The sequence below is a fragment of the Pseudoalteromonas sp. XMcav1-K genome, assembly GCF_044005875.1.
Lineage (GTDB): Bacteria > Pseudomonadota > Gammaproteobacteria > Enterobacterales > Alteromonadaceae > Pseudoalteromonas > Pseudoalteromonas spongiae.
The window spans coordinates 1-14,416 of record NZ_JBIPJE010000040.1 but is presented as its reverse complement, the minus strand read 5'-3'; the positions used below and the strand labels follow the sequence as shown (position 1 = coordinate 14,416).

The 14,416-nt window shown below is 40.8% G+C and carries 17 protein-coding genes and 1 tRNA gene; 6 read left to right on the top strand and 12 right to left on the bottom strand.

All coding sequences use genetic code 11. The features are described 5' to 3' along the window. Window positions 1-12 precede the first annotated feature (12 nt). The 4 genes from accB (at window position 13) to ACHSBP_RS09205 (ending at window position 2,560) form a co-directional block, all read left to right on the top strand. Window positions 13-471, top strand: coding sequence for an acetyl-CoA carboxylase biotin carboxyl carrier protein (gene accB, locus ACHSBP_RS09220; protein WP_395388671.1), 459 nt, complete (start codon window positions 13-15; stop codon window positions 469-471). A 21-nt stretch (window positions 472-492) separates the two neighbouring features. Then, entirely contained in the window at window positions 493-1,833 is a 1,341-nt protein-coding gene (accC, locus tag ACHSBP_RS09215; RefSeq protein ID WP_010562121.1) for an acetyl-CoA carboxylase biotin carboxylase subunit, read from the top strand. Between the two features lie 193 nt (window positions 1,834-2,026). Further along, window positions 2,027-2,103, top strand: a tRNA-Ile gene (locus tag ACHSBP_RS09210). 304 nt (window positions 2,104-2,407) lie between these two features. Next, on the top strand, window positions 2,408-2,560 hold the full coding sequence (locus tag ACHSBP_RS09205; RefSeq protein WP_157813512.1) for a hypothetical protein: 153 nt from the start codon (window positions 2,408-2,410) through the stop codon (window positions 2,558-2,560). Between the two features lie 42 nt (window positions 2,561-2,602). Here ACHSBP_RS09205 and speD read toward each other — a convergent pair whose 3' ends face one another. The 10 genes from speD to rpe all read right to left on the bottom strand — a co-directional run bounded on the left by speD (window position 2,603) and on the right by rpe (window position 12,353). Then, window positions 2,603-3,415 carry an adenosylmethionine decarboxylase gene (speD, locus tag ACHSBP_RS09200; RefSeq protein ID WP_010562122.1) on the bottom strand — a complete coding sequence of 271 codons (813 nt, stop codon included), beginning with the start codon at window positions 3,413-3,415 and terminating at the stop codon, window positions 2,603-2,605. Between the two features lie 97 nt (window positions 3,416-3,512). Continuing rightward, complete coding sequence (locus ACHSBP_RS09195) at window positions 3,513-3,917, bottom strand: OsmC family protein (protein ID WP_010562123.1); 405 nt, start codon at window positions 3,915-3,917, stop codon at window positions 3,513-3,515. Window positions 3,918-4,008: 91 nt separating this feature from the next. Continuing rightward, on the bottom strand, window positions 4,009-4,347 hold the full coding sequence (locus ACHSBP_RS09190; RefSeq protein ID WP_395388670.1) for a DUF3802 family protein: 339 nt from the start codon (window positions 4,345-4,347) through the stop codon (window positions 4,009-4,011). Window positions 4,348-4,668: 321 nt separating this feature from the next. Next, entirely contained in the window at window positions 4,669-6,135 is a 1,467-nt protein-coding gene (gene astD, locus ACHSBP_RS09185) for a succinylglutamate-semialdehyde dehydrogenase (protein ID WP_010562125.1), read from the bottom strand. Between the two features lie 19 nt (window positions 6,136-6,154). Then, the gene (gene astA / locus ACHSBP_RS09180) at window positions 6,155-7,177 is read right to left on the bottom strand and encodes an arginine N-succinyltransferase (protein WP_010562126.1); all 1,023 of its coding nucleotides are present in this window, start codon (window positions 7,175-7,177) and stop codon (window positions 6,155-6,157) included. A 60-nt stretch (window positions 7,178-7,237) separates the two neighbouring features. After that, a complete protein-coding gene (locus tag ACHSBP_RS09175; protein ID WP_010562127.1) occupies window positions 7,238-8,443 on the bottom strand; it encodes an aspartate aminotransferase family protein in 1,206 nt (401 codons plus the stop codon). A gap of 312 nt (window positions 8,444-8,755) precedes the next feature. Continuing rightward, window positions 8,756-9,916, bottom strand: coding sequence for an HDOD domain-containing protein (locus tag ACHSBP_RS09170; RefSeq protein ID WP_010562128.1), 1,161 nt, complete (start codon window positions 9,914-9,916; stop codon window positions 8,756-8,758). 11 nt (window positions 9,917-9,927) lie between these two features. Further along, window positions 9,928-10,512, bottom strand: coding sequence for an anthranilate synthase component II (locus tag ACHSBP_RS09165; RefSeq protein ID WP_395388669.1), 585 nt, complete (start codon window positions 10,510-10,512; stop codon window positions 9,928-9,930). 65 nt (window positions 10,513-10,577) lie between these two features. Then, window positions 10,578-11,582: a tryptophan--tRNA ligase gene (trpS, locus tag ACHSBP_RS09160; RefSeq protein WP_010562130.1), complete on the bottom strand. Its 1,005-nt coding sequence runs from the start codon at window positions 11,580-11,582 to the stop codon at window positions 10,578-10,580. 96 nt (window positions 11,583-11,678) lie between these two features. Continuing rightward, window positions 11,679-12,353 (bottom strand): ribulose-phosphate 3-epimerase, encoded by a 675-nt coding sequence (gene rpe, locus ACHSBP_RS09155; protein ID WP_010562131.1) that lies wholly within the window; start codon window positions 12,351-12,353, stop codon window positions 11,679-11,681. Window positions 12,354-12,582: 229 nt separating this feature from the next. On the opposite strand from rpe, the gene ACHSBP_RS09150 reads away from it, so the two are divergent. Then, window positions 12,583-12,894, top strand: coding sequence for a hypothetical protein (locus ACHSBP_RS09150; protein WP_010562132.1), 312 nt, complete (start codon window positions 12,583-12,585; stop codon window positions 12,892-12,894). Window positions 12,895-12,905: 11 nt separating this feature from the next. Beyond that, complete coding sequence (locus ACHSBP_RS09145) at window positions 12,906-13,076, top strand: DUF2970 domain-containing protein (protein WP_010562133.1); 171 nt, start codon at window positions 12,906-12,908, stop codon at window positions 13,074-13,076. Here the strand turns inward: ACHSBP_RS09145 and ACHSBP_RS09140 are convergent. Beyond that, window positions 13,073-13,909 carry a Dam family site-specific DNA-(adenine-N6)-methyltransferase gene (locus ACHSBP_RS09140; RefSeq protein ID WP_010562134.1) on the bottom strand — a complete coding sequence of 279 codons (837 nt, stop codon included), beginning with the start codon at window positions 13,907-13,909 and terminating at the stop codon, window positions 13,073-13,075. The two genes, ACHSBP_RS09145 and ACHSBP_RS09140, sit on opposite strands and share 4 nt — an antisense overlap. 77 nt (window positions 13,910-13,986) lie before the next feature. Further along, a partial coding sequence (locus ACHSBP_RS09135; protein WP_395388668.1) for an SPOR domain-containing protein occupies window positions 13,987-14,416 on the bottom strand: 430 nt, incomplete at its 5' end.

Below are 14,416 nucleotides of genomic sequence, written 5' to 3'. Positions count from 1 at the left end.
CGGGTCGTTAGAATGGATATTCGCAAAATCAAAAAGCTTATTGAACTTGTTGAAGAATCAGGTATTGCTGAATTAGAAATCACGGAAGGTGAAGAGTCGGTACGTATTAATCGTCATAGCTCTGCACCAATGGCTGCTCCAGTTCATTACGCTGCGGCTCCTGCTGCTGCGCCAGTAGCAGCTCCGGCAGCGGCACCTGTTGCAGCTGAAGAATCAGCAGCACCTGCTGTTGTTTTAGGCCACCAAGTTAAATCACCAATGGTAGGTACATTCTACCGCGCATCTTCACCTGAAGCGGCATCATACGTAGAAGTTGGCGACACAGTAAGTGTTGGCGACACATTATGTATCGTAGAAGCAATGAAGATGATGAACCAAATTGAATCTGATAAAGCGGGTGTTGTTAAAGCGATCTTAGTAGATAACGAAGATGCTGTTGAGTTCGACCAACCTCTATTTGTAATCGAATAACACACGCAGAAGGCAACCCTTATGTTAGATAAAGTTGTAATTGCAAACCGCGGCGAAATCGCCCTGCGTGTGCTGCGTGCATGTAAAGAGCTCGGTATAAAAACTGTTGCTGTGCACTCAACTGCAGACAAAGACCTAAAACACGTTTTACTTGCAGATGAAACCATTTGTATTGGTAAGCCACCTGCATCTGAAAGCTATTTAGATACAACACGTATCATTGCGGCGGCAGAAGTAACTGACGCTGTAGCAATTCACCCAGGCTACGGTTTCCTATCAGAAAATGCTGACTTTGCTGATCAAGTAGAGCAAAGTGGTTTTATTTTCATTGGCCCGAAAGGCGACACTATTCGCATGATGGGTGACAAGGTTTCAGCAATCGACGCTATGCGTAAAGCCGGTGTTCCTTGTGTTCCAGGTTCTGATGGTCCACTTACAGACGACAGCGAGCGCAACAAGCAAATCGCAAAACGCATTGGTTACCCAGTAATCATCAAGGCTGCTGGCGGCGGCGGTGGTCGTGGTATGCGTGTAGTGCGTAGCGAAGAAGAGCTAATTGATTCAATTGCATTAACGCAAACAGAGGCGAAGCAATTCTTCAATAATGGCGTTGTTTACATGGAGAAATTCCTTGAAAACCCACGTCATATTGAAATTCAAGTACTTGCTGACGGTCAAGGTAATGCGGTTCACTTAGGTGAGCGTGATTGTTCAATGCAACGTCGCCACCAAAAAGTGGTAGAAGAAGCACCAGCACCAGGTATTACAGCAGAAATGCGTAAAAACATTGGTGAGCGCTGTACACGTGCATGTGTTGAAATTGGCTACCGCGGTGCAGGTACATTTGAGTTCTTATACGAAAATGGTGAGTTCTACTTTATTGAAATGAATACACGTATTCAGGTAGAACACCCAGTAACGGAAATGGTTACAGGCATCGATCTGATTAAAGAACAGCTAAAAATTGCAGCAGGCCAACCATTATCAATTACTCAAGATGATATTGTTATTCGCGGCCATGCGATTGAATGCCGTATCAATGCGGAAGACCCTGAAACCTTTATTCCATCACCAGGTAAAATCACACGATTCCATCCTGCTGGCGGCTTAGGTATTCGCTGGGACAGCCACATTTACGCTGACTACTCAGTCCCACCGCATTACGATTCAATGATTGGTAAGCTTATCACTTACGGTGAAAACCGTGACGTAGCGATTTCACGTGCTAAAAACGCACTGAACGAGCTTGTAATTGATGGTATAAAAACCAACACCCCACTTCACAAGAAAATTCTTGCTGATGAAAACTTCCATAATGGTGGCACAAACATCCACTATTTAGAGAAGAAATTAGGGTTGTAAATCCTTAGAAAAAAGCCAGCAGCTGCTGGCTTTTTTATTTCGCTAATTTTGACTTGTACAGTTGCGAACATTTAATAATCAATTGATTAATAAAATACATTTTTTACCCTATTGGCTAGTGACAAGGCAATTAAAAGTTCTTATACTTCTCACCGCTTAGTCATTAAGTAACTATAACTAACGCGTCTTAAATGGCCCTATAGCTCAGTTGGTTAGAGCACACGACTCATAATCGTTAGGTCCCTGGTTCGAGTCCAGGTGGGGCCACCATTTATTATTGTTGCAAAACGTAATAACACTCTCAAATATTCGCACCCTAATGCTGTAAATCGTCTAGCAATTTGTGTTTTCAAATCATTTTTATCTGCTTAGTAGAAATATTTAACTACGACTATCAACCACCTCAATTCGGTAACAAAAATAACAATCCATTTACATTTGTTTATATTTCAGTTGATTAAGATGTAGACGCAGAACAAAAAATGAGCAAGTATAAATTTACTTAGATAACAACTAAGTACTCTTTTCGGGTAGCAGCAAACATTTAGAACAGAATTTATAATAAGGATGCGGAATGATAAGCTTAATTCTATATTTCACACTGCAGTTACAAGCGAGTGGCATTGCTATGGATACAGGCGCAATACTTTCAGATGTTGGTGGTGCGGAAATTATGGCGTCAAATCCAAAAGATAAACCTCAAAGACCAACTAAGCCACCAGAGTAATACTAGGTTATTGGAATAAAAAAGGCGCTTCAAGCGCCTTTTTTAAAATGCAGAGTCTGCTGGATAATTTCTACCATAGAATATTTCATGCATTTCGCGTGAAAGCTTGTGACGAATTTCCTGCTGCTCAGCTTCAGATAAATCATCTGTTGTAATACCGAATAAATACGCATTTAAATCGGTTTCTTTAAGCATCATTTTGGTATGGAACAAGTTTTCTTGGTATACGTTCACGTCAATCATTTGATACGCGTCTTGCGTGTCTTCAGTCATAAAGTTCTGAATTGAATGAATATCATGATCAATGTAGTGCTTTTTGCCATCTACGTCACGCGTAAAGCCGCGCACACGATAATCGATTGTCACAACATCAGACTCTAATGAGTGAATTAAAAAGTTCAACGCTTTAAGTGGTGAGATAACACCACAGGTTGATACTTCAATATCCGCTCGGAAAGTACAAATACCGTCATGAGGATGCTCCTCAGGGTATGTGTGTACACAAATATGGCTTTTATCTAAGTGTGCAACAACTGAGTCTGGTAATGGGCCTGGCTCTTCTTGCTGAGCTGTCGCATCGGCTACTGGCTCTTCAGAGATAAGAATAGTTACACTAGCACCTTGAGGGTCGTAGTCCTGGCGAGCAACATTTAGAATATTTGCACCGATGATATCAACTACTTCACCTAAAATATCGGTTAGGCGTTCAGCACTGTACTGTTCATCAATGTATTCAATGTATTCTTTACGTTGTTGTGGTGTCTTTGCATAACACACGTCATAAATACTAAAACTAAGGCTTTTTGTTAAGTTATTAAAACCGTGTAACTTTAGCTTTTTAAATGGCTTTGGCACTATAAACCACCCTCAATTGTATAAAATAATCGCGATTTCGCTTTTGAAGAGGGCGGATTTTATATGAAAATCCCCCCACGCAAAAGTACTATTTTTGCTATTCTTCAATGATCTCGTAACTGTGTGTAATATCGACTGTTTTATCTAGCATAAGTGCTACTGAACAGTACTTTTCAGCCGACAAGCTAATTGCACGTGAAAGATGCTTTTCAGACACATCTTTACCAGTAACTACAAAGTGTAGATTAATTTTAGTAAAAACTCGTGGAGTTGTTTCTGCACGCTCTGCAGAGAGCTTTACTTCAAGGTTGGAAAAGTTTTGTTTTGCTTTGTTTAAAATGCTAACAACATCAACAGAAGAGCAGCAGCCTGCTGACATTAAAACCATTTCCATAGGGCTTGGCGCAGCGCTATCACTGCCTGTATCAAACACCACATTGTGGCCCGAGTTAGAAAGCCCAACGAAGGTATCTCCGTCGACCCATTTCACATTTGCTTGCATTGTTTACACTCTTGTTTATTAATCTACAAACGATTGTATGTAAGCAACACAAGATAGCAATAAAAAGCGCTAACTAACAGTGTGAATATAACTAGGAAACAGCTGAATCAAATAAGTTTTTAACAAGCCCTGAAAACTCATCAATAAAGGCATGTTGTTCAATCGTAACAGGTTGATTAACAACGCCCGATAGCACTTCCTGTAGATCGTACACAATACCGTCAACTTCACGCATAATCACACTGCGGTCATCAACACTTAAGTCTTCATGCTGCATGCAAAAATTAATAATTTGCTCAGCAATATCATCTTCAATCAATGCCATTACTGTAGGCGCGCCTGATCGAACTTCTCCTGGCTTTTCGAACAAGGATAAGTGTTCTGTTAAGTACATGATAAGCTCATCATAACCTTGCTGATCAATTACCATTTATTTATCTACCTACTACGTGTATTTGATATGACTATTTTAAGCAGATTAGTTAAATAAATACTACCCTGCACTTTTTTATTACTTCTAATACCAACTCTGCTCACTATGTGTTTAGCTATAACACTGATTCACTCAAATGCTCACATTGCGAAACTTTTTAACGTAGTGAGGCTACATTAATACATTTCAGCGCAACTCACTCTACAGCTAACTCGCCAAAAAAAGTGAGCTATTTAAGTAAATTGGTATCACCTTTCTTCCAATAACTATAGACATAAAAAAAGCAGCTTGCGCTGCTTTTATAGTTAAAACTTATTACTAAATTTTAATGCCTGGACTTAATGTTGCTGGCATCGCTACTTTTTCAAGCTCTACCGAAGCAACTGGGTATGCACAGTAATCAGCTGCATAGTATGCACTTGCTCTGTGGTTACCTGATGCGCCAATACCACCAAATGGTGCGGCACTTGAAGCACCGGTAATTGGACGGTTCCAGTTAACAATACCCGCTCTGATACGACGTAAGAAATGGTCGTAATCAGCTGCATTATCACTTAATAAGCCTGCTGAAAGGCCATAGTCTGTATCGTTACCTTTATCGATTGCTGCATCGAAATCAGTGTAACGGAACACTTTTAACAATGGACCGAAATGCTCATCATCAGGGAAATCAGCAATATTTGAACACTCAATAATCGCTGGTGTAACAAAACCTGTGCCCGCAGTATGTGTCATTTCAATTAGTGACTCACCACCAAGAGATTGAAGCTGAGCTTGTGCATCCATCATTGATTTAGCAGCGGCTTCTGAGATCATTGAACCCATAAACGGTTGATCTTCATCGTCGTAAAAACCAACTTTAATTGCTTTAGTTGCTTCAATTAGCTGTGACAAAATCACATCGCCTTGTTCACCTGCAGGTAAGAATAACTTACGTGCACATGTACAACGCTGACCGCTCGATACAAACGCTGATTGAATAATATCGTGAACAACTGCTTTAGTGTCTGCTACATCTTTAACGATTAGTGGGTTATTACCACCCATCTCTAACGCTAAAATTTTACCTGGCTGACCGCCGTATTGCTGGTGAATTAAATGACCAGTACGCGATGAACCAGTAAAGAATAAACCATCAATACCACGATGAGATGCTAGCGCTTTACCTGTTTCAACTTCACCTTGAACTAGGTTGATTACACCTTTAGGTAGACCCGCTTTCTCCCACAATTGCAGAGTTAACTCGGCAACCATAGGGGTTAGTTCTGATGGCTTAAAGATAACTGTGTTACCAGCAAGTAATGCAGGAACAATGTGACCGTTAGGCAAGTGACCAGGGAAATTATAAGGACCAAATACCGCAACAACACCGTGTGCTTTATGACGAATTACAGCACGGCCTTGAGGCATCGGGTTTTCAACAGTACCTGTGCGCTCTAAATACGCTTTTTCAGAAATACCGATTTTGCCGATCATTGCGCCAACTTCTGTTGCTGTTTCCCAAAGCGGTTTACCCGTTTCAAGTGCAATGGCTCTGGCAAGCGCATCTTTATTTTCAGCAAGCTGTTCAGCAAACTTTTTAACAATCTCTAAACGCTGTTCAAATGTTAAATCTGTCCAGCTATAAAACGCTTCGCGTGCTGCGTTGATTGCTGCGTCAACTTGACCTGCTGTTGCAGCCGTTGCTGACCAAATTACTTCCCCTTTTGCAGGGTTTAACGAGCTGAATTCAGCTCCTTCACCAGCTAACCACTGGCCATTTATAAACTGAGCGGCGTGAGTCATCTCAATTTCTCCTAACTATTTAAAGTGGTGCGATAGTGATCACATCACCTTCTGAAACATGTAGCGCATTTGCAAGTTCAGCAGACAAAGTAACTGTCTCGCTGTTTGCATCCAAGGTCATTGTCGATAGTAACGCTCTAAAGTCAACCAACTTGTGGTTTGACAGCATAAAACTTGCCTCTGAGCCTTGTGCCATATCACCAATTACCACAGTGCGGTTTTGGCAATCGCGGATTGTTTTGATATTACTAATATCTGCTTCTACCGTTGGCCCTGCATCAAAAATATCTACATAGCCGTTAAACGTGAAGCCTTCGCTTTTTAATAACTCAATTGCTGGACGGGTTTTATCATGTACCTGACCAATTACCGCTTGTGCGTCTTTACTAAGTAAATTTACATAAATTGGGTATTTTGGCATTAATTCAGCAATAAACACTTTCTGGCCAATACCTGTCAGGTAGTCTGCCGTTGGAAAATCCATTGAGAAGAAGTGCTCTTCTAACCATTGCCAAAACGGGCTTTCGCCGTTTTCATCAGATACACCGCGCATTTCAGCTAATACTTTACTAGCAAAGCGCTCTGCATGCGCATTCATAAACATAAAGCGCATTTTTGATAATAACTTACCATTTCCACCTTGACGGTAATGATCTTGTAGGTACAAAGTACATAGCTCTGTTGCACCAGTGTAATCATTACATAAGGTAAGAATATCTACTGCTTTGTAAACATTAAGTTCACGCGACGAGTGGATCACCTTGCTTAAGTGATAATGGTAAAAGGCATCATCTAAGCCAACTGCCGCTTCAATTGCAGATGTACCGACAACTTCGCCAGTCGCCAAATCTTCCATTACAAACAAATAACCCTCATCCTCAGGATGAGAGACTGATTTGCTAAAGCTTTGCTCTGAACGCGCGATTTTGCGCTTAAGCAGGTCTTCATTTTGTGGCAAAGACGTGAAGCCATGACCTGAATCTTCAGCTATCTTCATTAAAGCTGGATAATCCGAGCTTTTAATCGGACGAACGATAATCATTAGTAGCCCCTATATTAAAATTAAGAAAAGCAGCCAAATGCTGCTTTTCTGTCTTTGCTCTTAGCCTTTAACAACCTGTGCTACTGCTTTTGCAAAGCGAGCCATACCTTCGCGGATATCAGCTTCTGGAATTACCAATGATGGTGTAAAGCGAATTACGTCTGCACCGGCAACAAGCGCCATCACACCGTGCTCAACACCTGCTGTCATAAACTCTTTTGCGCGACCTTTGTATTCGTCAGTTAACGCTAAGCCAAGTAGCAAGCCTTTACCACGTACTTCTGCAAATACGTTGTATTCAGCATTAATTTCTGCAAGTAGCTCTTTGAAAAGTGCTTCTTTAGCCGTTACACCTTCAAGTACTTCTTTTGTGTTAACGGTGTCAAATGCCGCTTCAGCTACTGCACATGCAAGCGGGTTACCGCCGTATGTCGAACCATGCGTACCCACTTTTAAGTGCTTAGCAATCTCAGTTGTTGTAAGCATAGCACCAATTGGGAAACCACCACCTAGCGCTTTCGCTGTAGATAAAATGTCAGGTGTTACACCTAAGCCCTGGTAAGCGTATAAATCGCCTGTACGGCCTACACCAGTTTGTACTTCATCAAAAATAAGTAACGCATTGTGCTTATCACATAGCGCACGTACACCTTGCATAAATTCGCTAGTTGGGCTTACAACACCACCTTCGCCTTGTAGTGGCTCAAGCATTACTGCACAGGTGTTATCTGAAATAAGCGCTTCTAATGACGCTAAATCGTTGTAGTCAGCGTGCGCGATGTCGCCAGGTTTAGGACCAAAGCCATCCGAGTAAGCCGCTTGACCACCTACAGTTACGGTGAAGAATGTGCGACCGTGGAAACCTTTATTAAATGAAATAATTTGTGATTTTTCAGCACCAAAATTATCAAGTGCCCAACGACGTGCTAGTTTTAGTGCAGCTTCGTTAGCTTCTGCACCTGAGTTTGCAAAATATACTTTATCTGCAAATGTCGCTTTAGTTAGCTTTTCAGCTAGGCGAAGTGCTGGCTCATTAGCCCATACATTTGAAAGGTGCCATAATTTTTCACCTTGCTCTTTCAATGCTGAAACAAGCGCTGGATGACAGTGACCTAAGCAGTTAACCGCGATGCCACCGGCAAAGTCGACATACTCGTTATCTTGTTGATCCCATACTCGTGAACCTTCACCTTTAACCGGAATAACCGCTGATGGCGAATAGTTAGGTACCATTACTTGGTCAAATAATGCTCTTGAAACTGTCATTTTAACTCCTCATTAATTTTTCGGTACACAAGGTTTTATTACACTTTTGTGTTACCTAAGCCCGCTAAATCGGGCAAAATTCGGACTGACATTATTCCAGAAAATTCCCCTACTGTCTTCCTTAAAAATAGCCCTAACACCTTTAAATACAAGGGTTTCGGATAATATTTCATGTTATATGAATAACTATTTTGTTTAACACACCTATCTTCTACCAAACTTCACTATGTAAGCTAGTGAATTACTTTGTTTAGTGAAATTTATTCACATTGCATGAATAGGCGTAAAAAATTACGAAAAAAGTAAGGATAATTATCGCTCAATGCGTAATTGCAGATTCTGTAAGCTGGTACTTGCTAGTAATTTGAGTTCTTTACCGCTAAATTGATAATGCGTAAACAGCGCTTTTGCTTCGTCGGGTTCGATTAAGCTATGTTTTTGTAAAAACTTATAATAACTGTATGCGCGCCCTTTCAATACTGTTTGCGCTAACGGTAAACACTCATCAAATGGCTTATTCTCGGCGATATCATGCATAGCCTGCGCAATAGGAAGGTATTTTAAGCTCATATGCTCTATCAACTTACAGGACAAACGCGCGCCTTTCTCTACCATCAGGTTTCGTAAAAATAAGGCTTCAGGTTTTATTTCTGAGAGCGCGGTATGGCGATCTTTATTACCATTTTCGCGCGCTTCACGGGAATTTTTCTCCCACAGCGCATCAAATAGTCTAAGATAGAGACGAATTAACGCCATATTTCCTAAACCATGAAACATTCCCAGTACGAATGGTTTGTAGCCATCTTCTCCCTTTTCTTCAGCTAAACTACGTGATGCAATTCCCGCAGCCATACCGGTTTCCCATAGCTTGCGTTTTAACATTTGGAATGGCGCAGTACTGTGAGGTGTCCAGTGCTTTAATGAGAATGTCGGTACAATCAGCTTTAAATTTTCAAGGCCGATATAACGCAGCGCAAGCGACGGGTTATCGACTCTTACCGCTTTAGCTGGGTCTTTTTCAGGGCGGTATTGTGGCAAATTAATAAACTTAAGGATCTCCTCACCTAACCAATGTAAATCGGTGATAAGTGGGTCGATACGGCCAACCGAGGCTGATTTAACCGCCAAAATGTCCAAGGTTGCAGGAATATTGTCTTGAATTTGAATAATTTCTTTATAAATGTATTCAACATTATCCATGCACTTATCAATTTCATCTTCGATTTGCTGGTGCAGATCAGCATTTACATCGGCAATAAATTGATGGTTACGAGAGTCTTGTTTTTCACGGGCTTTTGCTGCAACCTGCTCAACTTCTAACAGCTTTCGTACCGGTAGAGGCTCACCGTAATTAACATCGAGTGTATGAATATAACCAATTTGCTGCTGTGCAAACTGCTGACCCAACAATAAGTCATGAAATCGACCAATTAGCATTTCTGCTTGCCATTTTTGCTTTGTCGCTTTATTCATGTAAAAAACGATTACCGATACGTAGTTAAAAAGTTGTTTAGTAGTGCTAATCCAGATTGCGTTAAAATGGCTTCAGGGTGAAATTGAACCCCTTCTAATGCCAAGCTCTCATTCTTGAGACCCATTATTTCGTCTTGTTGTCCATCTGTATCCACGCTCCACGCCGTCACACTTAACTCTGTTGGTAAACCTTGCTTTTCAACAACTAAAGAGTGATAGCGACAAACCTCCAATGGGTTTGGCAAGTTAGTGAATACACCTTGATTAGTATGGATTATTTTTGATGTTTTACCATGCATTACTTGCTTTGCTCGCACCACATTCGCACCTAACGCTTGCGCGATCGTTTGATGACCAAGGCAAATTCCGAGTATTGGCAGCTGCCCTTTTAATTGATGCACAACATCAAGCGAAATCCCTGCTTCGTTTGGCGAGCATGGGCCAGGTGAAATAACAATATATTGCGGTTTTAACTTGGCTATTTCAGAAACTGAGAGCTCATCATTGCGCACCACTTTCACATCAACATCAAGGCGCTGGAAGTACTGCACTAAGTTATAAGTAAACGAATCGTAGTTATCGATCATTAACAACATGGATGCACCTATGTATAGAAAAGCCAGGCTAAACCTGGCTCTTGCTTGGCATTATGTGGCCAAGATTATGGGCGTGGGATCATACCTAACGCATTGTAAACCGATTTAAGCGTTGCTTCTGCACGCGCACCTGCTTTTTCAGCACCAGATTTCATAATGCTGTTAAGCAATGTTTGGTCTTCACGAATTTCTTTAAAACGCGTTTGAATCGGCTCAATCATGCTAACCACAGCTTCAGCTGTGTCTTTTTTCAGGTGGCCATACATTTTATCTTCGTACGCAGGTACAAGCTCTTCAATCGATTTGCCAGTTGCCACAGAAAGCAAGGTTAATAAGTTTGAAACGCCGGCTTTCTCTTGCGGGTCAAAATAAATGCGTGCTTGCTCGTCTGAATCGGTAACGGCTTTCTTAAGCTTCTTCTCAATCTTTTTAGGCTCATCTAATAACATGATGTAACCATTTGGATTGTCGTCAGACTTTGACATTTTCTTAGTTGGATCTTGCAGGCTCATCACGCGCGCGCCAAATTCCGGAATGTATGGCTCTGGAATTTTAAATACGTCGCCATATAAATTATTAAAGCGTGTTGCGATATCGCGCGTTAATTCTAAATGCTGCTTTTGATCTTCACCCACTGGCACCTGATCCGCTTGATACAGCAAAATATCTGCAGCTTGTAATACTGGGTAACTAAATAGGCCAACATTAATGTTATTCGCATTTTTAGCTGACTTATCTTTAAACTGCGTCATGCGATTAAGCTCACCCATTTGTGCATAACAGTTTAACACCCAGCTAAGCTGTGCATGCTCTGGTACTTGTGATTGGACAAATAGCGCTGATTTTTCAGGATCAATGCCACACGCAGCATAAAGCGCAATACCATCTAATACACGTTGCTTTAACACTTCAGGTTCTTGACGAACAGTAAGCGCATGCAAATCAACCAGCATAAAGTAACAATCATGATCTTCTTGTAATTTAAGCCACTGGTTAATGGCACCGATATAATTACCAATTGTCATACCGCCGGTGGGCTGAATGCCACTTAACACTACAGGCTTTGTCATGATTTTCCTTTACTAATTTAATTTACAAATAAGGCCGACAATTTTAAATGCTTCAAGATTGGAAGCAAGCATTTGTCGACCTGAATTTCACATTTTTTAAGATTTTACGTGAGACAGTTGTTCACGCATTTGATCAATTACTTGCTTGTAGTCAGCTTGATTGAAAATTGCCGAACCTGCAACGAACATATCTGCGCCCGCCTCTGCAATTTCAGCGATATTATTCACATTGACACCACCATCAATTTCTAAGCGAATATCGTAGCCAGATTGGTCTATCAACTTGCGAACTGAGCGCAGCTTATCAAGCGTATTTGGAATAAATTTTTGCCCACCGAAACCTGGGTTAACTGACATTAATAAAATAACGTCTAGTTTATCCATAACATATTCTAGACAACTTAGCGGTGTTGCTGGGTTTAGTACTAAGCCTGCTTTGCAACCATGTTCTTTGATTAATGAAAGTGTACGATCTACATGCTCGCTTGCTTCTGGGTGGAATGTAATTATGCTTGCACCTGCATCGGCAAACATTGGAATAAGTGTATCAACTGGCTTTACCATTAAATGCACATCAATCGGTGCTTCAATTCCGTAATCACGTAGTGCCTTACACACCATTGGTCCAATTGTTAAATTGGGTACGTAGTGATTATCCATCACATCGAAATGCACCACATCAGCACCAGCTTTTAAAACATTGTCGACTTCTTCACCTAGACGCGCGAAATCAGCTGACAGAATAGAAGGTGCAATTAAAAACTGCGACATAACACTACCTCAAATTTTTTTGTTAACACATTGAACGGGAAGAGAGAATTGCTCAATTACAAGCAGCACATACTGTAACCTATTTTTTCTTAAAATTCACCTTTACAAATGGTTAACATTTATAACATAATTTGAGATGGAGTAGTTGTATTTTGCGTTAAATTACCGTTGTTTTGTCCCCAAAACTTGGTTAAGCTTTAGTCATGTTACTAATTGGAAGAGGCAGAACATGATGTTTAGCAAATGGATAAAACACACAGTGTTGGCAACAACTATTACGGTGTTTTCTGCAGCTTCGTATTCATTAATTGCAAAAAGTAACACCACATCACACGGCTGCAACTGCCCTTCAAAACTCCAAGTCGCGAGTACTGAATATTTCCCTACAGGCAGTTGCCAAGCTCGGGCCGCGAATCAAAGCTGGTTTTCTTGGTTCATTGGAAAAAGTCGCAGTTCTCAATTTCATTATCTAGACTTACTTGAACTGCTTGAGTCAGGTAAAAAAGAAACACAAGCGAATTATTCAACGCACATAAGATAAGGATCGTTATAATGCAGTATTTACAAGCCGTTTTAGCTGCATTATTTGGCGTACAGAGTAGCAAGCGACAACATCATCACTTCAAAAACTTATCGGTAAGGTACTTAATTGTGCTTGGGATTGTACTAACAGTCGCCTTTATTTTAACAATTACGTTTGTTGTTCAGCTGGTTGTTAGTTAAATCTCGTAGTCCACGTCAGCTTTGTATAACGCCATTAATTCACCCACTTTATTACGCTTATTTCCTTTCGGACTAATTGTGCGCTTTACTTGGATCACATCAAGGCTCGCTTGCGCGTAAATTTTACGTGTCCATAACGTGTCGTGGTTAGAGATTAAAACGGAATTACCTTGGTTAAACGCCTGACTTTCAGCCAAGTTAGCAAGGTTAGCTTGATCGTCTAGATCAAAACCGCCTTTAGCATAACTAGTAAATGACGCAGTTTTACTTAAGGGAACATAAGGAGGATCACAATAAATAACCGCATTTTCCGGAATAGCTTGAAATACTTCTTCGTAATTTAAGCACGTAAAGGTCGCTTGCTGCGCTTTTTCTGCAAAAAAATACAATTCATTTTCAGGGAAATAAGGGCGTTTATATTTGCCAAATGGTACGTTGAATATGCCTTTTTTATTATAACGGCAAAGACCGTTGTAGCCGTGACGATTCATATATAAAAATAGAATCGCACGCTCATAGGCATCTGATGACGCATTGAATTGTTTACGATACTCATAGTAAACATCAGCATCATTATTTACATCAACAAACAATTTCCGCGCATCGGCAATAAACTCATCTGGATTATCTTTTAATTCATTATAGAGATTGATGAGATCTGCATTAATATCATTCAAAATATAATGCTTAAATTGCGTATTTAGGAAAACAGAACCAGCACCAACAAAAGGCTCAACTAACGTATCTGCTGTTGGTAAGCGCTTAGAAAGCTCTTCAACTAAACTGTATTTGCCGCCTGCCCATTTTAAAAATGCGCGTGTTTTTTTGTTCATGCTAGCTGGTATTTATTGTTTATAATTCACGTCGAGGGCAGCTATTCTACACTAGCTCACACTAGTAAACTATGGCTTTAGTTATTTGCTTGAATTTGCTGTTGAATTTTACCTACTGATTTGACAAACGCGCCCTGGTTTAAAAGCGTTGCTGGTAGCTCTACTCTCGCTTTTTGTGCTTTTGCCATTGAGCTGTATAAGCCATACGTTAAACCATGTAGGGTAGCTTGATTGCTCTTTATTTCAAATATATGTGTGTTATCTAAATTCAGGTTTTCAACTGTTTGAGATATCACTTCTAGATCGCGCACCACCATAAGCTGAATTGTAAAATAAATTGCTGGCTGTGCAATAAACCACTCGTTACCGGTTAAGTTTTTTGGCTGCTGCTCTGGCTGCTGCTCTGGCTGCTGCTCTGGCTGCTGCTCTGGCTGCTGCTCTGGCTGCTGCTCTGGCTGCTGCTCTGGCTGCTGCTCTGGCTGCTGCTCTGGCTGCTGCTCTGGCTGC